Origin of the sequence: Caldicellulosiruptor hydrothermalis 108 (genome assembly GCF_000166355.1) — a bacterium.
GTDB lineage: Bacteria > Bacillota > Thermoanaerobacteria > Caldicellulosiruptorales > Caldicellulosiruptoraceae > Caldicellulosiruptor > Caldicellulosiruptor hydrothermalis.
In genome coordinates, this window is record NC_014652.1 from 764,468 (window position 1) to 785,513 (window position 21,046).

At 36.4% G+C, this 21,046-nt stretch carries 19 protein-coding genes; 17 read left to right on the top strand and 2 right to left on the bottom strand.

Annotated elements, in window-relative coordinates; translation table 11 throughout:
- The first annotated feature begins 372 nt into the window (after positions 1 to 372).
- The 6 genes from yicI (at position 373) to fabZ (ending at position 7,001) form a co-directional block, all read left to right on the top strand.
- A complete protein-coding gene (yicI, locus tag CALHY_RS03575; protein ID WP_013402641.1) occupies positions 373 to 2,700 on the top strand; it encodes an alpha-xylosidase in 2,328 nt (775 codons plus the stop codon).
- Between the two features lie 127 nt (positions 2,701 to 2,827).
- Positions 2,828 to 3,478, top strand: coding sequence for an MgtC/SapB family protein (locus CALHY_RS03580; protein ID WP_013402642.1), 651 nt, complete (start codon positions 2,828 to 2,830; stop codon positions 3,476 to 3,478).
- A 71-nt stretch (positions 3,479 to 3,549) separates the two neighbouring features.
- Complete coding sequence (locus CALHY_RS03585; protein WP_013402643.1) at positions 3,550 to 5,031, top strand: aminotransferase class I/II-fold pyridoxal phosphate-dependent enzyme; 1,482 nt, start codon at positions 3,550 to 3,552, stop codon at positions 5,029 to 5,031.
- A gap of 14 nt (positions 5,032 to 5,045) precedes the next feature.
- On the top strand, positions 5,046 to 5,480 hold the full coding sequence (locus CALHY_RS03590) for a Mini-ribonuclease 3 (protein ID WP_013402644.1): 435 nt from the start codon (positions 5,046 to 5,048) through the stop codon (positions 5,478 to 5,480).
- A 33-nt stretch (positions 5,481 to 5,513) separates the two neighbouring features.
- Entirely contained in the window at positions 5,514 to 6,539 is a 1,026-nt protein-coding gene (locus tag CALHY_RS03595) for a DUF1646 family protein (RefSeq protein WP_013402645.1), read from the top strand.
- 39 nt (positions 6,540 to 6,578) lie between these two features.
- Positions 6,579 to 7,001 (top strand): 3-hydroxyacyl-ACP dehydratase FabZ, encoded by a 423-nt coding sequence (fabZ, locus tag CALHY_RS03600; RefSeq protein ID WP_013402646.1) that lies wholly within the window; start codon positions 6,579 to 6,581, stop codon positions 6,999 to 7,001.
- A gap of 87 nt (positions 7,002 to 7,088) precedes the next feature.
- On the opposite strand, the gene CALHY_RS03605 is transcribed toward fabZ, so the two are convergent.
- Entirely contained in the window at positions 7,089 to 8,129 is a 1,041-nt protein-coding gene (locus CALHY_RS03605; RefSeq protein ID WP_013402647.1) for an ATP-binding protein, read from the bottom strand.
- Complete coding sequence (locus CALHY_RS03610) at positions 8,116 to 9,135, bottom strand: DnaD domain protein (RefSeq protein ID WP_013402648.1); 1,020 nt, start codon at positions 9,133 to 9,135, stop codon at positions 8,116 to 8,118. The genes CALHY_RS03605 and CALHY_RS03610 overlap by 14 nt, the downstream gene beginning before the upstream one ends.
- Before the next feature lie 101 nt (positions 9,136 to 9,236).
- Between CALHY_RS03610 and thyX the strand changes: the two genes are divergently transcribed.
- From thyX to CALHY_RS03665, 11 genes are all read left to right on the top strand, one after another.
- Complete coding sequence (gene thyX, locus CALHY_RS03615; RefSeq protein WP_013402649.1) at positions 9,237 to 10,028, top strand: FAD-dependent thymidylate synthase; 792 nt, start codon at positions 9,237 to 9,239, stop codon at positions 10,026 to 10,028.
- On the top strand, positions 10,015 to 10,776 hold the full coding sequence (gene rlmB, locus CALHY_RS03620) for a 23S rRNA (guanosine(2251)-2'-O)-methyltransferase RlmB (protein WP_013402650.1): 762 nt from the start codon (positions 10,015 to 10,017) through the stop codon (positions 10,774 to 10,776). The genes thyX and rlmB overlap by 14 nt, the downstream gene beginning before the upstream one ends.
- Positions 10,760 to 11,266, top strand: coding sequence for an NYN domain-containing protein (locus CALHY_RS03625; RefSeq protein ID WP_013402651.1), 507 nt, complete (start codon positions 10,760 to 10,762; stop codon positions 11,264 to 11,266). Before rlmB ends, CALHY_RS03625 begins: the two co-directional genes overlap by 17 nt.
- A gap of 95 nt (positions 11,267 to 11,361) precedes the next feature.
- Complete coding sequence (locus CALHY_RS03630; protein ID WP_041723310.1) at positions 11,362 to 11,997, top strand: RNA polymerase sporulation sigma factor SigH; 636 nt, start codon at positions 11,362 to 11,364, stop codon at positions 11,995 to 11,997.
- A gap of 118 nt (positions 11,998 to 12,115) precedes the next feature.
- Positions 12,116 to 13,519: a phosphoglucomutase/phosphomannomutase family protein gene (locus CALHY_RS03635; protein WP_013402653.1), complete on the top strand. Its 1,404-nt coding sequence runs from the start codon at positions 12,116 to 12,118 to the stop codon at positions 13,517 to 13,519.
- 86 nt (positions 13,520 to 13,605) lie between these two features.
- Positions 13,606 to 14,700: a D-alanine--D-alanine ligase family protein gene (locus tag CALHY_RS03640; protein ID WP_013402654.1), complete on the top strand. Its 1,095-nt coding sequence runs from the start codon at positions 13,606 to 13,608 to the stop codon at positions 14,698 to 14,700.
- A gap of 7 nt (positions 14,701 to 14,707) precedes the next feature.
- Positions 14,708 to 15,511 carry a glutamate racemase gene (gene murI, locus CALHY_RS03645; protein WP_013402655.1) on the top strand — a complete coding sequence of 268 codons (804 nt, stop codon included), beginning with the start codon at positions 14,708 to 14,710 and terminating at the stop codon, positions 15,509 to 15,511.
- A gap of 28 nt (positions 15,512 to 15,539) precedes the next feature.
- Positions 15,540 to 15,977 carry a DUF1934 domain-containing protein gene (locus tag CALHY_RS03650; RefSeq protein WP_013402656.1) on the top strand — a complete coding sequence of 146 codons (438 nt, stop codon included), beginning with the start codon at positions 15,540 to 15,542 and terminating at the stop codon, positions 15,975 to 15,977.
- The gene (gene argS / locus CALHY_RS03655; RefSeq protein WP_013402657.1) at positions 15,974 to 17,659 is read left to right on the top strand and encodes an arginine--tRNA ligase; all 1,686 of its coding nucleotides are present in this window, start codon (positions 15,974 to 15,976) and stop codon (positions 17,657 to 17,659) included. Before CALHY_RS03650 ends, argS begins: the two co-directional genes overlap by 4 nt.
- Before the next feature lie 164 nt (positions 17,660 to 17,823).
- Complete coding sequence (locus CALHY_RS03660) at positions 17,824 to 19,239, top strand: phenylacetate--CoA ligase family protein (RefSeq protein WP_013402658.1); 1,416 nt, start codon at positions 17,824 to 17,826, stop codon at positions 19,237 to 19,239.
- A gap of 62 nt (positions 19,240 to 19,301) precedes the next feature.
- Positions 19,302 to 20,891, top strand: a complete 1,590-nt coding sequence (locus CALHY_RS03665; protein WP_013402659.1) for an FMN-binding glutamate synthase family protein — start codon at positions 19,302 to 19,304, stop codon at positions 20,889 to 20,891.
- Positions 20,892 to 21,046 lie beyond the last annotated feature (155 nt).

Below are 21,046 nucleotides of genomic sequence, written 5' to 3' on the forward strand. Positions count from 1 at the left end.
AAGTGTGGGGGTGGATATTTTCCTGAATGTCCACCCTTAGTTTTTTTAAAGCCTTATAAATAATAAAGTTGAATTTTTAAATCAATTTTAAAATTTGCAAGGACTAATATCATTTTTAGAACAAAGTTGCAGTAGTATAAGCTATATTTGATGAGAGTGTTTTAAAAACAAATATAGTGAAATAAGATCTTTACAGTGTAAAAAGAGATTATAAGCCGAAAGTTCTTTTATACTTTCTCAAAAATACCTAATTTCTTCGTTATGGCAAAGTATTAATACTTTTTTGCAAAATGCTTTGAGAAATAAAGTATTAAATTTTGTATAATCATAATACAAAATATATATTCCGATAAGCTCAAGGAGGCATGACTAATGAAATTTACAGATGGCTTTTGGCGTGTCAAAGAAGGGGTAAGATTATATCATCCAGCCCATGTGTATGATTATGAAATTTCGAAAGATTCAGTTGTTATTTTTGCACCAGCTCACTTCATTACAAACAGAGGGCAAACACTTCAAGGTCCTGTTTTTACCATACGATTCTCTTCACCTTTTAAGGATGTTATAAGAGTGCAGATTTGGCACTACAAGGGTCAAAAAAGCAAAAAGCCTTATTTTGAATTTTACCAAGAAGAAGGATATTGTCCTTGCATAGAAGATTTTTCAGATAATATAGTAATAACAAGTGGAAAGCTCAAAGCTACCATTAATAAAAAAGGCGAGTGGGGAGTAATATATTACTACGAAGATAAATATCTAACAAAAAATGGTTGTAAATATCTTGGTTATGCAATCATGCCTGATAATACTGCTTACATGAGAGAACAGCTTTCTTTGAGTGTTGGTGAGTGTGTGTATGGTTTTGGTGAAAAGTTTACACCATTTGTTAAAAACGGCCAGTCAATTGATATATGGAATGAAGATGGTGGAACCATTTCAGATCAGGCTTACAAGAATATTCCTTTTTATATAACAAACAGGGGTTATGGTGTTTTTGTGAATGATCCTGGCAAAGTGTCATTTGAAGTTGCATCTGAAAATGTTGAAAGAGTTCAGTTTTCTACAAGAGGCGAGTATTTGGAATACTTCATCATTGGCGCAGATGACATGAAGGGTGTTTTAGAAAACTATACAAAACTCACAGGAAGACCCTCTTTACCACCTGCATGGTCTTTTGGACTTTGGCTCACAACCTCTTTTACAACAAGCTATGATGAAAATACAGTCACAAGCTTTATAGATGGAATGATTGAAAGAGATATTCCACTTCATGTGTTTCATTTTGACTGTTTCTGGATGAAGGATATGCACTGGGTTGACTTTGAATGGGACAAGAGAGTTTTCCCAGACCCAAAAAATATGCTTGAAAGATTAAAAGAAAAGGGAGTTAAAATTTGTGTTTGGATAAATCCTTATGTGTCTCAGTTTTCAAAACTTTTTGATGAGGGAAAGGAAAAAGGATATTTTCTAAAAAAACCAAACGGAGATGTCTGGCAGTGTGATGACTGGCAGCCTGGTATGGCTATTGTTGATTTTACAAACCCAGAGGCATGCAAGTGGTATGCAGAAAAGCTCAAATATCTAATTAGAATGGGGGTTGACTGTTTTAAGACAGATTTTGGTGAAAGAATTCCAACAGATGTTGTATACTTTGATGGTTCTGACCCTCAAAAGATGCACAACTATTACACATACCTTTACAACAAGACTGTGTTTGAGACGCTTCAAGAGGCGTTTGGTAAGGGAAATGCAGTAGTTTTTGCAAGGTCAGCAACAGCAGGAAGCCAGAAATTTCCTGTGCACTGGGGCGGAGACTGTTTGGCCTCATATGAGTCCATGGCAGAGACACTCAGGGGTGGTCTTTCACTTTCACTTTGCGGGTTTGGTTTTTGGAGTCATGACATAGGTGGTTTTGAAAGCACAGCAACACCAGACCTTTACAAAAGATGGGTGGCATTTGGACTTTTGTCTTCCCACAGCAGACTTCATGGAAATTCTGCCTATAAAGTTCCATGGCTTTATGATGAAGAGGCGGTTGATGTTCTTAGGTTCTTTACAAAATTGAAATGCAGGCTTATGCCATACATTTTTTCAGCTGCGTGTGAGGCGACAGAAAGAGGAATTCCTGTTTTGAGACCAATGGTTTTAGAGTTTCCGGACGACCCAGCGTGCCTTTATCTTGACAGGCAATATATGCTTGGGGATAGCCTTTTAGTTGCACCAGTCTTTTCAGAAGATGGATATGTTGAGTATTATGTGCCAGAAGGGATTTGGACAAATATCTTGACAGGTGAGAAAATTGAGGGTGGCAAGTGGAGAAAAGAAAAGCACGGCTATTTTAGCCTTCCACTTTTAGCAAAACCAAATACTATAATCCCAATGGGAAGTGTAGACACAAAGCCCGATTATGATTATGCTGATAATGTGGTGTTGAATATTTATCATCTTGATAGTGGGAAAACTGTAAAATCTCAGGTAAGAAATACAGAAGGTAAGGCAGAAGTTGAAATTGAAGTGAGAAGGGACGGAGATGTTATTTATGTGACAAAGATAAGGGATACGAAAAAACCATGGAGTTTGTATTTTGATTCTCTAAAGATAGAAGCTTTGTCAGGAGCAGGTGTGGAGATTGATAAGAAAGGCAGCAGAGTTGTTATGGTTAATGATTGTGCTGTTTTGAAGATTGTAGAGTTTATATAAGACAGCTCAAATATATTTAATTTGAGGAGGTTGCTCTGTAAAGAAATGAGAGAGCAGCCTCTTTAATTTTCCCGAAATATGTAGTATAAAATATAAATATAATCTTGCTGCTGTGAGGGAATTTTGGATGCTACAGGATATATTGAAAATCATATTTGCAATATTAGCAGGTGGGCTTATAGGTATTGAACGTGAAAATGTCCACAGACCAGCAGGTTTTAGAACACATATTTTAGTGTGCGTTGGTTCTACTCTGGTTATGATGACATCAGAGTATATATATAATGTATACTACAAAAGCCATGCAAATATTGACGTTGCAAGGCTCGGTGCTCAGGTCATCTCAGGGATTGGTTTTCTTGGTGCAGGGACAATTATAAAAGACGGTGCTACAGTCAAAGGTTTAACCACTGCTGCAACTCTGTGGGCTGTTGCGTGTATTGGTCTTGCAATTGGAATTGGGTATTACAAAGGAGCTTTTTTAGCAACAGCTGCTGTATATCTTACTTTGATTCTATTAAAAAAGTTTGAAGTAAAATTTGTATCAAAAGGGATTTTAAGGTCAATAATTGTCGAGGGGCACAATCTAAAAAGTTCTATTCAAAAGATAGATTCAATTTTGACTGCACATTCTGCGACAATTAAGGATATTAAATTTATGCATGAAGAGACTGAAAAGGTTTGTTATAAAGCTTTAGTTTTGCCAGATAGCAATATCAACCAGCTTATTACAGATCTATATCTGATTGAGGGTGTGAGCCGCGTAACTTTTGAGTAAAAAAGTACTTTTAAAAAAATTGCAGTGTGGTATAATTATCAATCAGAAAATTAAAAAATATAGAGAAAGGAATGGAGGCAGGGCAGAATAAGGTGACAAAGGAGGACCAGAGCAAAACACCCTTATTTGATGCTGTAAAAAGACACATTGAAAAGAACATAATACCGTTCCATGTTCCAGGGCACAAATATGGAAGAGGTCTTAAAGAGTTTACCGAATTTGTTGGGCAAAACGTCATGCTCATGGACTTAAACGGTATGGAAGATTTGGACAATGCAAACAATCCAATCGGTGTCATCTATGAAGCTGAAAAACTTTTTGCAAGCGCGTTTGGTGCTCAGTATGCATATTTTTTGGTAAATGGCACAACATCCGGTGTTCAGACAATGATAATGTCGGCATGCGAACCTGGAGATGAGATAATACTACCTCGAAACGCACACAAAAGTGCATTTGGCGGGATAATCCTAAGCGGGGCAATTCCTGTTTATGTTCAGCCAGAAGTCAATGAAGAGCTTGGGATTACTATGGGTGTTACAATTGAGAATGTAAAAAAGGCAATATTGAAACATCCTCATGCCAAAGCAGTTTTTGTTATAAACCCCACATACTATGGTGTTGCAAGTGATTTAAAGTCCATAGCAAGGACAGCTCACAAGTTTGGAATGGCTGTTTTGGTAGATGAAGCGCATGGTGCACATATGGGATTTCATAACGATTTTCCGCTCACTGCAATGGAAGTTGGAGCGGACATGAGTGCAGTTTCTACACACAAAACAGGAGGATCGCTCACTCAAAGCTCTGTGCTTCTTTTGCGTGGTCACAGGATTCAGCCAGAGGTGGTCAAGCAGGTTTTGAACCTTACTATGACAACAAGCTCTTCATACATTTTAATGTGTTCTATAGACGTTGCAAGAAAACAGCTTGCAATGTATGGTGAAGAGATGTTAGAAGAGACTTTGAGACTTGCCAGAATGGCAAGAGAGGAGATAAACAAGATTGAAGGACTTTATGCCTTTGGAAAAGAACTAATTGGCACGCCGGGCGTTTATGACTTTGATGAGACAAAACTTGGGATAAATGTCAGAAGGCTTGGCATAACTGGATATGAAGCTGAAAGAATTTTGAGAGATGAATATAACATCCAAGTAGAAATGTCTGACCTTTATAATATATTGGCTATAATCTCTTTAGGAGATACACAGGAGAGTGTTGAAAAGCTAATTGAGGCGCTGCGTGATATGGCAAAGAAACTTGGTGTTAAGGATGTAAAAACTCCAACAATAGTTTTGCACTCGCCACAGGTGATTGTATCGCCAAGAGATGCATTTTACAGCTCAAAAAAAGTTGTTGAGCTTGAAAATGCAGTTGGGGAGATTTCAGGTGAGATGGTTATGGCATATCCACCGGGAATACCACTTATTTTGCCGGGCGAGAGAATTACAAAAGACCTTGTTGATTATATAAAGCTTTTAAAAGAAGAAGACTGCCAGCTTCAGGGGACAGCTGACCCTTATGTCAATACAATAAGGGTACTTGGAACAGCTGATTAATAAAGAGTGCGTTTTTGGATATTTTAAAAACGGATTTGAAAGAGAGTGAGGACAGGTTGCTCAGTCCTTTAGTATATGCTTATATTGGAGATGCAGTATATGAGTTATTTGTGAGAAATAAGGTGATAGCAGAGAATCCCAATTTAACTCCTTATCTTTATTATTTAAAAACCACTATGTATGTAAGGGCTTCAAGTCAAGCAATGGCTATAAAAAAATTGTATGAAGAACTTGATGAAAATGAAAGGAGGATTGTAAAAAGAGGTAGAAATGCAAAAACTAAAACTATTCCCAAGAACGCAAAATTAAGTGATTATAAATATGCTACAGCCCTTGAAGCATTAATTGGTTATCTGTATTTAGAAAATAATAATGAAAGATTGAATTATATTCTTTCGCAAGTATACCAAATAATAACCAAAGAACACAATATTATCAAAAGCAACTAATTTGGGCAAAAATTTCGAAAGGAGTAATGAGTAATGATTACAGGGTTAATAGTCCTACTTTTGATTATTTTATTTTTACCTTTTTTTGTTAAGGCAGTTGAGCACAATTTAGAGTATTTTTTATTTATAATGGGCATTATTGGTGTTATTATCTCTAAGCAGATGAGCTTAGATTTAATTGAGCACATATTTAAAAATCGATTGCTCTATTATATAACTTTTGCTGTTTTGATAGCAGGGATGTTGTTTTTCTTCTTTAGAGATAAAATAAACAGAATGATAGAATTGTTGACTCACAAGATCTCAATCCAGCTTTTTATCTTCATTGTAATTATTATGTTGGGGTTAAGTTCAAGTTTTATTACTGCGATAATTGCGTCACTATTATTAACCGAAATCATGCATCACATGCCACTTGATAGGAATACTAAATTAAAGGTTATTGTATTGGCATGTTTTGCAATTGGATTTGGTGCTGCATTGACACCAGTGGGTGAGCCATTAGCAACAATTACTATTTCAAAACTCAAAGCAGATTTTTTCTATTTAGCAAGAGCTATTGGATTAGAAATTATTATCACAATATTGCTGATGGCATGTTTAGCAGCTTTAGTTGTTAAAAAGGCAAATAAAATAGATAAAGATGAATTTATAGAAAATACAGAGGGAATTAAGGATGTTTTTTTGAGAGCTTTCAAGGTTTTTATATTTGTGTTCGCACTTGAACTTTTAGGAACAGCTTTCAAACCATTGATAGATTTGTACATTATAAAGTTGGATGCTAAAATTCTTTACTGGGTAAACATGATTTCTGCTATCGTTGATAACGCTACCCTGGCAGCTGCAGAAATTTCCAAGGATATGACAAATGAACAAGTCCGAGCTATTATTCTTGGAATGATTGTAAGTGGGGGAATGTTAATACCTGGGAATATACCAAATATAATATCAGCGGGAAAATTCAAAATTAAAAGCAAAGAATGGGCAAAAATTGGAGTTCCGATAGGTTTGATTTTAATGGCTGTCTATTTTGTTTTGGTATTTGTACTTAAGGTGTAAAACTTGATTTTGAAAATTTTAGAAAGGAAGAGGTCATTGATGTACGATATTAACAGGATACACGAGGTTCTTCCTCACAGATATCCTTTTTTACTTGTTGACAAGATTGTAGAAATTGAAGAAGGCAAGAGAGCGAAGGGAATCAAAAATGTAACAATAAACGAACCGTTTTTTCAGGGGCATTTTCCTCAAAATCCTGTAATGCCGGGCGTTTTGATTGTTGAGGCGATGGCTCAGGTTGGAGCGGTTGCAATGCTTTCAAAAGATGAGTTCAAAGGCAAAACTCCGTTTTTTGCAGGTATTGACAAGGTAAGGTTTAAAAAGGTTGTAAAACCTGGAGATGTTCTTGTGATTGAGACAGAGCTAATTTCACTCAAAGGTTCGATTGGCAAGGCAAAAGCATTTGCATATGTTGAGGGTGAAATTGTGTGTGAAGGTGAACTGCTTTTTGCTATAAAATAAAGGTAACCGGCAAAATTTCAAGCTGGTTACCTTTTTCTTTCTGATATTTCCTTCAAAGTGCTGAGCTCATATTGTAAAAAAATCCTTCTATGATATCTCTGAAGTTCTCTTTTCAAGCTGAAGCTTTGCTTTTATTATCCTCACATCTTCTCCGAACAGGTGCAAAAACATAAAATATTCTTGAAGTCTTCCCATTATGAACTGCGAATAAACGGTTACAAGTCCATCAAGGCTGTAGTTTGTGGTTATAACCGTTTTTTTGCCTAACAGATGTCTTTTGTCCAGCAAACTTTGAAAAACGCCATGGCAGAACTCAGCATTTTTTCCCTCATTTCCAAGGTCATCAATGATCAAAAGATCAACCTCTTCAAGACTTTTGTATTCTTCATCACTGACTTCGTCATAGAGCCGAAGCATTTTGGAATATTTGTCTTTTAATATTTCAAAGAAAGAGATACTATCTAAGAATATTACTGTTTTGCCTTTATCAATGATTTCCTTAGCAATACAGTGAGCAAGAAACGTCTTGCCAAGGCCCGTTGGCCCATAAAACAACAGATTTTTTTGATTTGGCTTATCAAAATTTTCCACAAACTTTTTCGCTTCTTCGACTATCTTGAGCATGTTCTTATATGGTGATAGACCTTCTTTTACATCCACTTCTTTGGAGTAGAAATCCAAGTTGAGATTGTCAAAATTATGATGTTTTAAAATATCCTTTAGCTTGCTCTGTTCATACAAAAGTTCAATGAAAAGCTGGGTCCTGCATTTGCAAACCTCAACTTTGTCGTCTGAGACAACAAAACCTGTGTCATGGCATGCCTTACACACATAGTCTGGTTCTAAGTAATCGCTGCTGTAACCCATGTCAATTAAAAGTTTTGTCCTTTTTGAAATAAGTGTATCTAAAATCTTGGAGTATTTAGCTATTTGTTCTTTGTTTTCCATCAATGATGCTTTTGATAACTTCAGCCCAGCTAATTTTATTTTGTCACATATATCGGCAAACTCTTTTGATTTTTCACAAAGTTTCCTAATTTTTCTTTCTTTTGAGAGCTCTGCATTGTAGCGTCTTTGTTTGTATATTCTATCTATCGTCTCTAATATTTCTTTTTTATTCGTCATCATCTGCATTACCTCTCAAGGCTTTTTTGTAAAGTTCTTCTAATGCAGTGTATGTAGATGGGTCTCTTTCTTCACGAAGGCTCTTTTTATTTGATGACTGTTTCTTGGTCTTTTCTTTCTTCTGAGCATTTTCAAGTTCAAACTTTTTGATTGATTCTAAATCTTTTAGCCCCACCTCATACCACTTTTTTATTATACCATTAACATAATTCACTGTGGGATTGTTTACATTTTTCACAAGGCTCAAAGCATACATAATAACATCTTCTGGTATTTTCCAGTCGTTTATCCATACATTCATAATTTCATCTTCCACCTTGGTCGGAGCCCTGTTGTATATTCCAAGGTACTGAAGAACAAGCCTTTTTATTCTGCTTGTATCTTCTTGTGACCTTATATATTCTTCAGCTTTTTCAATGCTGTCAATGTTAAGCTCTTTCCATTTGATTGCCATTTGTTCAAGAAATTTCAGATTTTTATTGTTCTTATTTATTGTAACATAGTTTATTAAAAGGTATATGACCTCAATAGGCAGTTTTAGCCAGTCATAAATCTCAAGCAAAACATCAATATCACTTTTGTTAAATGTCCTGCAGTACTGTTTTTGGGCAAATTCAAGAAGGTTTCTAAACTTTTCATCTGTCTCAAAAAATCTTGATAAATCTTCTGTTGTGTAAACTGGGGGTGCTACAGAATTTTCAACCTTTTCAGATGCAAACATCTCATCCAAAAACTCAATTGAAAAATTGCCATCAACGTCTTTGGAAAGCCTTATTAGGTTTCTCTGTGCCCAAAATTCGAGTGCTTTAACAACATCACTCTCAAGAAGATTTAGTTCCTTTGCAACCCTATCTATTTCAACTGCTTCAATTTTGTTCTGGAAAAGATATTTAAGGTATATGTACACCTTCACAAACTCCCCGTCAGAAAAAGGCATATGATTTTTAATAAAATCAAAGCCTATTAAAACAAAGTTTTGCTGTTTAGGCGTAATAAATAGCTTTCCCATATATAAAATTGCCCCCTTTTTGTGATACAATAATTTTATCACAAAACTTCATTTATTTTTATACCAGCAAAATGCAATTATTGTACATGGAGGAATTAGCTATGAAGTTTAAGATTGTTCTTTTATCCCACACACCGGAGCCTGAAAAGGTTGTTGCAACTGCTGCAAAACTTTGTTATTCTAATGCAACCATTGAGAATATCTTCGAAAGATTAGATGATGAGACAGTTAAAAACTTTCTGAATTTTTTGGTAGAGGTGGGGCATCAGTCACCCTTAGAACATGTAAGCTTTACATTTGGGATAGAAGGAGTTTCAAGAAGCTTTACACACCAGCTTGTCCGTCACAGGATTGCTTCGTATTCACAGCAATCTCAGCGGTATGTCAAGATGGATGGGTTTGATTATGTTGTTCCGCCAAGCATAGAAGAAGATGAAGAGCTTAAAAATATTTTTATAGACACCATGAATCAGATTTCACAAGCTTATGCTATTTTGTCTGAAAAGCTTCAAAAAAAGCACATTGAAAGATTTAAAATGCAAGGAATTTCAGAGAAAGAGGCTTTAAAAAAAGCAGAGAAAATGGCAATAGAGGATGCAAGATATGTTCTTCCAAATGCCTGTGAAACAAAGATTATCATGACAATGAACGCAAGAGAGCTTTTACATTTTTTTAGCGAAAGGTGCTGCAACAGAGCTCAGTGGGAGATAAGGGCTGTTGCTGACAAGATTTTAGAGCTTGTAAAAGAGGTTGCTCCAAACATATTCAAGTTTGCAGGTCCTAAATGCATAGGACTTGGCTATTGCCCGGAAGGAAAGTTCTCTTGTGGAGAGATTGAAAAGGTCAGGGAAAAGTATCTTGGGAGAAAGAGGGAAGAACATGAGGACTATTGAAGGCAAAAATCCTGTGAAAGAAGCGCTCAAAAGCGGAGCTAAGATAACAGAGGTGTATATCTCAAATTCAGCAAAAGATAAAGAGACTGCCCAGATAATAGACCTTTGCAGACAAAGTGGGGTTGTGGTAAAATTTGTTGATAAAAGCAAAATAGATAAAATGGCGCAGACAAAAAATCCACAAGGCGTCATTGCCATTGCACACGAGTTTGAATATTGCGATATAGATGACATCTTATTTGAAGCAAGGCAGAAAAAAGAAGCCCCTTTTTTAGTTTTGCTTGATGGCATAACCGACCCACAGAACTTTGGGTCTATCATAAGGTCTGCACATTTGTGTGGAGCGCATGGAATTGTGATTGAAGCAAGAAATTCATGTCCTGTGACACCAGCTGTTGAAAAGGCTTCTGCAGGTGCTGTTGAGTATATGAAGATTGCAAGGGTTGTAAACTTAAGAAGGACTATTGAGGAGCTGAAAGAGAAGGGCATATGGGTGTTTGCTGCAGATGCAAGTAGTCCAAAACCTGTTTATGAGTGTGATTTTACTATTCCAACATGTATTGTGATAGGTTCTGAAGGAAAAGGTATCTCCAGGCTTGTGAAAGAAGGTGCTGACTTTTTGATAAAAATCCCACAAAAAGGATATGTCAATTCGTTTAATGCGTCTGTTGCGGCCGGTATCATATTTTTTGAGGTTTTGAAACAGAGACTTAAAGAAGGAGAAATCAAAGGTGCACTTGATGGTTGATGGATACAACTTTATAAACGCATGGGAACTATTGAGGAAAATTGCTGAAGATGATATGGACAGTGCACGAAAAAAGTTAATTGACATTTTGGCAGATTTTTCTGGTTACAAAGGATATAAAATTACTATTGTGTTTGATTCACACTTGGTTAAAGGGGCTATGCGTAAAAAAGAAACCTTTAGCAATGTAGAGGTAATATTCACAAAAGAGGGCGAGACAGCTGACAACTACATAGAACAGTATGTTTACAAGAATAGCAAAAACGAAAAGATTGGTGTTGTAACCTCAGACTATTTAGAACAGCTTATGATACTTGGAGATGGCGCTTTGAGAATACCTCCAAGAGAACTTATATACGAGATTGAACATTATAGAAAAGAAATCGAGAAGAAAGAAAAAGAAAAGATGCATAAAAATAGCAAATTAGAAGATGCTTTAGAAGATGATATTATTCGCAAACTGGAGAAGTTCAAAAAAAACCTGGAATGAGCTTGAAAGAAGCTTTAGCAATAATATATAATTATTGTGATAGGTTTTTCTTTGAATTCTTAACAAGGCTTAAAAACTTAAGGAGGCATATTGCCTTGACATTGCAAAAATGGCTTTTGAATTTTAAAGAATGTCCAGATGAGGAATTGGTTAAATATTCAAGAGAAGGTGTAAAAGAAGCTCTTGAGGAGCTTCTTTCCAGGTATCAAAACTTTGTAAAGGCAAAGTGCAGGATGTACTTTTTGATTGGAGCTGATAAGGAGGATATTTATCAAGAGGGTATGATAGGTTTGTTTAAAGCTGTGCGTGATTTTGATGAGACAAAATATCCTTCGTTTAGATTGTTTGCAGAGATGTGCATTACGCGGCAGATGATAACTGCAATCAAAACTGCCAGCAGGCAAAAACATATTCCTCTTAACACCTACATATCACTTAACAAGCCTGTGTACGAAGAAAATGATGAAAGAACGCTAATTGATACGTTAGCAGACACATTCATTTCTGACCCCGAAGAGGTTATGATTACAAAGGAGGAGCTTGAAAACGCTATAAATGTTATTACTGAATGTCTTTCTCCTTTTGAGTTCAAGGTTTTGAGCCTTTACCTTGAAGGAAGGAGTTATCAAGAGATTGCTGATATGATTCACAAGGATGTAAAGTCAATTGACAATGCTCTTCAAAGGGTTAAAAAGAAGATTGAAAAGTACTTGGCTCCAGCTGATAAATGAACAAAGAAGGATGGCCGGCAGTCTATTTATTGCCCGGTCATCTTTTTTGTTTATTGTAAAAATTTCAAACTATATTATAATATATTTGTCCAATCTTTTTTGGAGGAGGGTAAAAAAGATGAAAAAAATCACATTTGGAACAGATGGCTGGAGAGGAGTTATAGCAGACGATTTTACTTTTGAGAATGTAAAAGTTGTTGCTCAGGCGATATCCGAATATGTTTTAGAAAACTACGAAAACCCGACAATAATAGTTGGCTATGACTATAGATTTCACTCAGAAAATTTTGCAAAGGTATGTGCTGAGGTTCTAAGTAGCAATGCAATACACGTTCTTCTTTCAAAACAGCCGATTCCAACACCAGCTTTAGCACATGCTGTTGTTAAAAAAGGTGTAAGCGGAGCAATAATGATAACAGCAAGTCACAACCCATATTACTACAACGGAATAAAGTTTATTCCACACTATGGAGGTCCTGCCAACACACAGATTACAGATAAGATAGTGAAAAACGTGGAAAGAATACAGAAAGAAGGACTTGGCAGTTTAAATCCTGATGAGAAGCTCATTGAGTACTTTGACCACAAGGAAGAGTATATAAATGATGTTTTGAACTTGATAGACAAAAAGGCATTTGAAGGGAAAACTTTAAAAGTTCTTGTAAATCCTATGTATGGCTGTGGAATAGGGTATGTTGATGAAGCGCTCAAGAGGCTTGGATGTGAAGTAAAGGTAATTAATAATTGGCGCGACCCGCTTTTTGGTGGACATTTGCCAGAGCCTAATCTGGAGAATATGAAAGACCTTTTAGAGGTTATAAAGAGCGAAAAGTTTGACTTAGGCCTTGCAACAGATGGGGATGCAGACAGGTTTGGTGTTGTAAATCCGGACGGGGAATATATTTCGGCAAATGAAGTAATCTTTATGCTTGCAGACTATTTGATAAAAACGCGCGGGAAAGCATCGTCAATTGCAAGGACAGTTGCAACAACTTCTATGCTTGACAAAATTGCAGAGAAGCACAATATGCGTTGCATTGAAACACCTGTTGGGTTTAAATATATTGCAGAATGTTTGATGAAAGAAGATAGCTTAATCGGTGGAGAGGAGTCTGGAGGGCTTTCCATAAAAGGGCATGTGCCTGAAAAGGATGGGATTTTGGCTGACCTTTTGGTTGCAGAGACAGTTGCAAAGCTTCAAAAATCTCCAAAAGAGATTTTAAAGAGCATTGAATCTGAGTATGGGAAGCTTTATAATAAAAGAATTGATGTGAGAACAACTTCTCAGAAAAAAGAAGAGGCTTTGGAAAGGATAAAAAATTTTGGCAAAAGTGAAGTGGCAGGGCTTAAATGTACAGAGTACAGAACAAGAGATGGTCTAAAAGTTATACTTGAAGATATGTCGTGGTTTTTAGTAAGACCATCTGGAACGGAAGACCTTATAAGAATTTATGGTGAAAGCCCAGATGAGCAGAAATTAGAGAAAATTTTGCTTGATGTGAGAGGCTATCTTGGATTGTAGAAAATGCAACTTGAAATGTAATAAAATTGTCTGCTTGATGAATATATAAATTTACAAAAAGCATATTTTTGGAGGTAATTCTGATAATGACCAAGTTAAAAGTTGCTGTTTTATTTGGAGGAGTTTCAACAGAACACGAAATATCCATAGTTTCGGCAAAATCAATTATGCAAAATATGGACAAGGAAAAATACGAAATAATTCCAATAGGTATAACAAAAGAAGGAAAATGGCTCTTGTACACAGGCAAAATTGAAGATTTGGATAGCAAGTGGACTCAGTTTTCTATAGAATGTTTTGTCTCTCCTGATAGAACCAAAAAGGCACTTGTAAAAATAAAAGATAACGAGGCTACCTTTATCGACATTGACGTGGTGTTCCCGGTTTTGCATGGACTGAATGGTGAGGATGGGACAGTTCAGGGACTTTTAGAGTTATCTAACATACCGTATGTGGGCTGCGGTGTTCTTTCGTCGGCTATATGCATGGACAAAGCATTTGCTAAAAAGCTTGCGCTTTTAGAAGGAATACCACAGGGGCATTTTTTGGTTGTATACAAAAACGAATATTCAGCTAAAAAAGATTATTTCATAAGAAGAATAGAGAGTGAGTTTTCGTATCCTGTTTTTGTAAAACCTGCAAACTCAGGCTCGTCTGTGGGTATATCAAAAGCGAAAGATAGAGAAGACCTTGCTTTGGCAATACATGAGGCTTTTTTGTATGATACAAAGATTTTGATTGAACAGGCTATAAACGCTCGGGAGATAGAATGTGCAGTTTTGGGAAATGATGATGTATTTGTGTCTGAGCCGGGAGAAATAATTCCGTCAAGAGAGTTTTATTCGTATGAGGCAAAGTATATTGATAATTCATCAGAGCTCATTATTCCGGCAAGACTTCCAAAGGAAGTTATTGAAGAGATAAAAGATTTGGCAGCAAGGATTTACAAGATTTTTGAGTGCTGCGGAATGGCAAGAGTGGACTTTTTTGTTGATAAAGATACGAACAAAGTGTATTTCAACGAGGTAAACACAATACCTGGTTTTACAAGTATTTCGATGTATCCAAAACTTATGGAGTTCAGTGGTATTCCATATTCTCAGCTCATTGATAAACTAATTTCTCTTGCCATTGAGAAAAATAGACAGAAAAAGAGCATAAAATACAGCAAAGAGGGCTGAAATAACTATGGATTTGCGACCGATTGGTATATTTGATTCTGGTTTGGGCGGACTTACTGTCTTCAAAGAGATTGTAAGTCTTATGCCAAATGAAAGCATCGTGTATTTTGGCGACACGGCAAGAATTCCATACGGTTCTAAGTCTAAAGAAACAGTTACAAAGTTTGCGATGCAAAACACAAGGTTTTTGCTATCAAAAAATGTTAAGATAGTGGTTGTGGCATGTAACACTGCCTCTGCGTATGCATATGAAGCTTTGAAAGCAAAATTTGACATTCCCATTGTTGCAGTAATTGAACCTGGAGCTGAAGCAGCAGTAAGAGCTACTAAAAATAAAAAAATAGGAGTTATAGGAACAGAAGGAACAGTGGCAAGTGGGGCTTTTAAAAAAAAGATATTAGAGCTTGATAGTAGCATAAAGGTTTTTTCGAAGCCGTGTCCTCTTTTTGTTCCGCTTGTAGAGGAGGGGTGGACAGATAAAGAGGTAACTTATCTTGTTGCGAAAGAGTACTTAGAAGAGTTCAATGAAAAAGAAATAGATACTCTTGTTCTGGGATGTACACACTATCCTTTTTTACAGGATGTCATAAAAAAGGTATTGCCGGACGTTATGCTAATAAATCCTGCACTTGAGACAGCTAAGCAGGTGTTTGAAGTATTAAAAGAGAATGATATGCTAAACAATTCCAGCGAAGAACCAACATATTATTTTTATGCAAGTGACAATCTCAAAAAATTTGAGTCTGTAGCTTCAATATTTTTAAATGAAAAGATAAAATGTGAAGAGAAAATAGACATAGAGAGGTACTAAAAATAGCCATTTTTTGGGGTGTGGAAATATGAAAAAAGACGTCCTGATTTACGTAAAAGGCACGCAGGAATACCCCGTAAGCAGCTTTGAAAATAGCATAGAATTTTTCACAGAAGGCAAGTTCTATAAAAAAGGAGAAAGTTATTTTGTGACATATAAGGAAAGTGAACTGACCGGGCTTGCAGGTACGACAACAACTTTTAAGATTCAGCCCGACCTTATAACCTTAATCCGCTGGGGTGATGTTACATCAACCTTTATATTTGAGCCTGGCAAAAGACACATCTCCACATATATAACCGACCAGGGAGTTATCATGATTGGAGTTTATACAAAGAAGATGAAAGTTGACTTGGATGATAGTGGTGGAGAAGTTTTAGTAGAGTATGCCATAGATTTAGATTCGCATATGATGTCTGAAAATGACTTTTTACTTAAAATCAAAGAGGCAGGTGTAAAAAATTGAATTTGGTAAAAATTGCAAAACAGCAGATTCAAGATGTAGTTCAAAATGCCATAAAAAGCTGTATTGATAAAGGAATATTTGAGCTTGATAGCATTCCAGATATAATGATTGAAAAGCCGAAAGAGAAGTCTCACGGCGATTTTGCAACGAACATAGCAATGGAGCTTACAAGAAAACTTAAGAAAAATCCAAGAGAGATTGCAAATGGCATTGTTAACGCAATTGATTTATCAAATACTTTCATTGAAAAGGTTGAAGTTGCGGGCCCAGGGTTTATAAATTTCTTTTTCAAAAAAGACTGGCTTTACAAAGTTGTGGATGTGATTTTGTCTGAAGGCGACGACTATGGAAAAGTAAATATTGGAAATGGCAAAAAAGTGATGGTTGAGTTTGTCTCGGCAAATCCGACTGGTCCCATGCACATGGGGAATGCCCGCGGAGGTGCGCTGGGGGACTGCCTTGCAAACCTTTTAAAATGGGCAGGATACAATGTCACAAAGGAGTTTTATGTCAATGATGCTGGAAACCAGATAGAAAAGTTTGGACAGAGCCTTGAGATTAGATACAGACAGCTGAAGGGTGAAAATATAGTTCTTCCTGAAGATTGCTATCATGGTGAGGATATAATCGAAAGGGTAAAAGAATATTTAGATGAGCACGGGGATGATTTGGAGAATTTGTCTTCGGATGAGAGAAGAAAAAAGCTTGTTGACTTTGCACTAAAGAGAAATATTTTGCTTATGAAAGAGCACTTGAGAAAATATGGCATAGAATATGATGTATGGTTTCATGAAAGCAGCCTTTATGAAAGTGGAGAAGTTTTTGAGACAATTGAGGATTTAAAATCAAGAGGATACACGTATGAAAAAGATGGGGCACTGTGGTTTGCAGCATCAAAGATAGATAAGAGCTTAAAAGATGAAGTTTTGATAAGAGCAAATGGGATTCCAACCTATTTTGCAGCTGATATTGCTTATCACAGAAACAAGTTTGAAAAAAGAGGCTTTGACATTGTGATAGACATTTGGGGTGCTGACCATCACGGGCATGTTGCAAGAATGAAAGCTGCAATGAAGGCGCTCGGAATTGACCCGGAAAAGCTCATAGTTATTCTTATGCAGCTTGTAAGGCTGGTAAGAGGCAAGGAAGTTGTCAGAATGTCAAAGAGAACTGGCAAGGCAATAACCCTTATTGACCTGATTGACGAGATAGGTAAAGACGCTGCAAGGTTTATGTTCAATACAAAATCAGCAGATACCCACATTGAGATAGATTTAGACCTTGTGACCCAGCAGACACTTGACAACCCTGTATTTTATGTCCAGTATGCTCATGCAAGAACATGCGGAATCATTAGAGCTCTTTCAGAAGAAGGGATTGTATTAGATAAAAGTAAAATAAAAGTAGAACTTTTGCAGCAAGAGGAAGAGCTTGAACTTTTGAAAAAGCTTTTAGAGCTTCCTGAAGAAATAGAAATGGCGGCAAGGAACTTAGACGTTAGCAGAGTGACAAAGTATCTTTTAGACTTAGCATCTATGTTCCATGCTTTTTATAACGCGTGCAGAGTTAAAAATGAAAATGAAGAACTGATGTTTACAAGGCTTTCTCTTGTTGAGTGTGTAAGAATTGTCATAAATAACATGCTAAGACTGCTTGGAGTTGACGCTCCAGAGAAAATGTAATTGCTTTCGATGTCTCTTGCCCATTTTTTACAAAGGGGTAAGAGACTTTTTTATTTATTTTTCACGAAAATCTGATTAAAATTATTTAATCTATTGTTTGTTTTTTGAAGTGTGTGATATAATTTGAATAGTAAATTAAAAAAGTTGGAATGGGAGTTTTGAATATGGATTTTATTGGATTGCTTATAAGAAACGTATTTTTTTCTTTAATGGAAATTTTTAAAGGAAACACAATAAGAAAGAAACTAAGGATTTTGTCACAAAATAGTAGAGTTTCTCAAGAAAAAATTGAGGATGTTCAAAGGGAAGAGCTCAAAAAGCTGTTGTTGTATTGTATTGAACATGTCCCAGCATATAAAAAGTACGACTATCTCAAAAAAGAAATAGAAGCTTGTCCAGAAAGGGCTTTAAAAGAATTTCCCATCTTGGAGAAAAAAGAGTTTTCAGAAAACAGAGATTTTTACTTGTCAGAAAAAGCAGATCTCTCAAAGTGCATCTTAAATAGAACAGGCGGGTCTACAGGAGAACCTGTAAAGTTTTACATGGATAGAGAAACAGTTGAGTGGTATGAAGCAGCAAGGTATTTGGGACTTTCTTGGTGGGGGATAAACATTGGTGATAGGTGTCTGATGCTTTGGGCTTCAAGAAGTGACATTGGTAGTGTTAAGGATTTAAAAAGTAAGATTAAAGAACGAATTCTGAAAAATAGACTTATTATTTCTTCATGGGATATAAACGAAAAGACTATCAATGAAATTGCAAAAAGAATCAAGAAATTCAAACCTTTGTATATATACGCATATCCTTCTGCAGCATATAAGCTTGCATATCTTTTAAAAGAAAAGGGTATAGATTTGAATTTAAAACTCAAAGGGGTTGTAACTACAGCTGAAAATTTATATGAATATCAAAGAGATTTAATTCAAGAAGTTTTTAAGTGTCCTGTAATAAACGAATATGGTGCAAGGGATGGCGGAATAATAGCGTATCAGTGTCCAAAAAGTAAGCTGCATTTGATGACGTTGACAGGATTTTATGAGTTTGTGGATATCGAGGGTTTAGAGAAGGAAAAGAGAAAGTCAATTTTGGTAACAGATCTTCACAATTATGTAATGCCAAGGCTAAGATACAGACTTGGCGATGTTGTGACTCTTGACGATGAAGGCTGTGACTGCGGTATAGGGTTTCCTACTATTAAAGAAATAGATGGAAGAATCGATGAAATGTTTGTGACAAAAGATGGACAAGTTTATGATAGTCATTTTTTTAATATATTAGCAAGAGAGATGGAAGGAGTCTTGCAGTATCAGCTTATTCAGCATGATTTGGAAAATATGACGCTGAGGATTGTAAAAGGTAAAGGATTTGATGAAAGTGAGGTTGGCAGGTTTGTAGAAAGTATTAAGAGCAAGTTTGGAGATATTTCTATAAAGATTGATTATGTGAATGAAATTGAATGTGGTCCTTCTGGAAAAGTCAGATACATAGTGAGAGAGTACAAGATTCCAGCGAAGAGGGCTTTATTTTCATTTTTGAAGATAGCAGTTTCTGTACTTACAATATTCACTTTTGATTTGTAATTTATTTGGCTTACTATATTTTTCAATAAAAATATTTTGTAGCAAGGGAGGATGGTTTTGAGATGAATCTAAGAAGGCCAAATGCAAATGAAGCAACAGGAACGTTTAACCGCTCAAAAGATGTTGTGCCAATGTCAGGGATTTGTACAAGATGTGTGGATGGGTGTCAAGGGAATTGTGAAATCTTTTTGGCGTCTTTTAGAGGAAGAGAGGTTTTGTATCCAGGACCGTTTGGTGAGGTAACTGCAGGTGCTGACAAGAATTATCCAGTTGATTATTCACATCTAAACATTCAGGGTTATGCTGTTGGAGCAAAAGGACTTCCTGAAGGTGTTGAGCCAAATCCAAATACAGCTATATTCCCAAATGTTGACACAACAACCGAGTATGGTTGGGAAAAGAAGGTTAAAATGAAGGTTCCTATATTCACTGGTGCCCTTGGTTCAACAGAGATCGCACGCAAAAACTGGGAACATTTTGCTGTTGGTGCTGCTATTTCAGGAATTACACTTGTTTGTGGGGAGAATGTGTGTGGAGTCGACCCAGAACTTGAGCTTACTTCAGATGGCAAGGTCAAAAAGTCTCCTGAGATGGACAGGAGAATAAATACATATAAGAGATTCTATGAAGGCTGGGGCGAGATTTTGGTCCAGATGAATGTTGAGGATACTCGCCTTGGGGTTGCAGAGTATGTCATTGAAAAACACGGGCTTGACACAATTGAGCTCAAATGGGGTCAGGGTGCAAAGTGTATAGGCGGTGAGATAAAGGTAAAGAGCTTAGAAAGGGCTTTAGAACTCAAAAAGAGAGGATATGTTGTTTTACCAGACCCAACACAAAAAGACGTTCAGGAAGCGTTCAAGAGAGGTGCTATCAGAGAGTTTGAAAGACATTCCAGACTTGGATTTGTTGAAAAGGAAAGCTTTTTAAAAGAGATCGAAAGACTCAGAAGTCTTGGATTTAAGAGAATAACACTCAAAACTGGAGCATATTCAGCTGTTGAGCTTGCAATGGCACTAAGGTTTGGCGCTGAGGCAAAACTTGATTTGATAACAATTGATGGTGCACCGGGTGGCACAGGCATGAGTCCGTGGCCAATGATGAACGAGTGGGGAATTCCAACATTCTACTTGGAAGCTCTGGCATATCAGTTTGCTGAAAAACTTACAAAGAGAGGCTTTAGGGTTCCTGACCTTGCAATTGCAGGTGGTTTTTCAACTGAGGATGGTGTGTTCAAAGCAATTGCAATGGGTGCACCATATGTAAAAGCTGTTTGTATGGGAAGAGCCTTGATGATACCAGGCATGGTGGGCAAGAATATTGAAAAGTGGTTAAAAGAAGGCAATCTTCCAAAGACAGTATCGAAGTATGGTACAACACCCGAAGAGATCTTTATAACATATGAAGAGCTTCGTGAAAAGTATGGTGATGAGATAAAGAACATTCCTCTTGGCGCAATTGGTATCTATACATTTGTTCAAAAGTTCAAAACAGGTTTGCAGCAGCTCATGGCAGGGTCAAGAAACTTCAGAATTTCTACAATTTCAAGAAAAGACCTCATCGCTCTCACCGAAGATGCGGCTAAAATATCAGGCATTCCATATGTGATGGATGCATACAGAGAAGAGGCAGAAAGAATACTTGAAGAATAAGGCTATTTACCTATTGTTTTGAAGACACAGTATAAAAAGGCTGCGGGGATATAAATAACCCTGCAGCCTTTTATTACATATAATACCAGTAAACACAACAGTAAAAAGTATTTATTTAATTTATAGCCTAAAGAGAAATAAAATAGTCATGTATA

Excerpts from the sequence above, each read along its gene's own strand:
- CALHY_RS03650 (WP_013402656.1), top strand. The coding sequence starts at position 15,540 with ATGAAAAAAGACGTCCTGATTTACGTAAAAGGCACGCAGGAATACCCC.
- CALHY_RS03580 (WP_013402642.1), top strand. The coding sequence starts at position 2,828 with ATGCTACAGGATATATTGAAAATCATATTTGCAATATTAGCAGGTGGG.
- CALHY_RS03605 (WP_013402647.1), bottom strand. The coding sequence starts at position 8,129 with ATGATGACGAATAAAAAAGAAATATTAGAGACGATAGATAGAATATAC.
- CALHY_RS03640 (WP_013402654.1), top strand. The coding sequence starts at position 13,606 with ATGACCAAGTTAAAAGTTGCTGTTTTATTTGGAGGAGTTTCAACAGAA.
- murI (WP_013402655.1), top strand. The coding sequence starts at position 14,708 with ATGGATTTGCGACCGATTGGTATATTTGATTCTGGTTTGGGCGGACTT.
- CALHY_RS03595 (WP_013402645.1), top strand. The coding sequence starts at position 5,514 with ATGATTACAGGGTTAATAGTCCTACTTTTGATTATTTTATTTTTACCT.
- rlmB (WP_013402650.1), top strand. The coding sequence starts at position 10,015 with ATGAGGACTATTGAAGGCAAAAATCCTGTGAAAGAAGCGCTCAAAAGC.
- CALHY_RS03585 (WP_013402643.1), top strand. The coding sequence starts at position 3,550 with ATGGAGGCAGGGCAGAATAAGGTGACAAAGGAGGACCAGAGCAAAACA.
- fabZ (WP_013402646.1), top strand. The coding sequence starts at position 6,579 with ATGTACGATATTAACAGGATACACGAGGTTCTTCCTCACAGATATCCT.
- yicI (WP_013402641.1), top strand. The coding sequence starts at position 373 with ATGAAATTTACAGATGGCTTTTGGCGTGTCAAAGAAGGGGTAAGATTA.
- CALHY_RS03610 (WP_013402648.1), bottom strand. The coding sequence starts at position 9,135 with ATGGGAAAGCTATTTATTACGCCTAAACAGCAAAACTTTGTTTTAATA.
- CALHY_RS03665 (WP_013402659.1), top strand. The coding sequence starts at position 19,302 with ATGAATCTAAGAAGGCCAAATGCAAATGAAGCAACAGGAACGTTTAAC.
- CALHY_RS03635 (WP_013402653.1), top strand. The coding sequence starts at position 12,116 with ATGAAAAAAATCACATTTGGAACAGATGGCTGGAGAGGAGTTATAGCA.
- CALHY_RS03660 (WP_013402658.1), top strand. The coding sequence starts at position 17,824 with ATGGATTTTATTGGATTGCTTATAAGAAACGTATTTTTTTCTTTAATG.
- thyX (WP_013402649.1), top strand. The coding sequence starts at position 9,237 with ATGAAGTTTAAGATTGTTCTTTTATCCCACACACCGGAGCCTGAAAAG.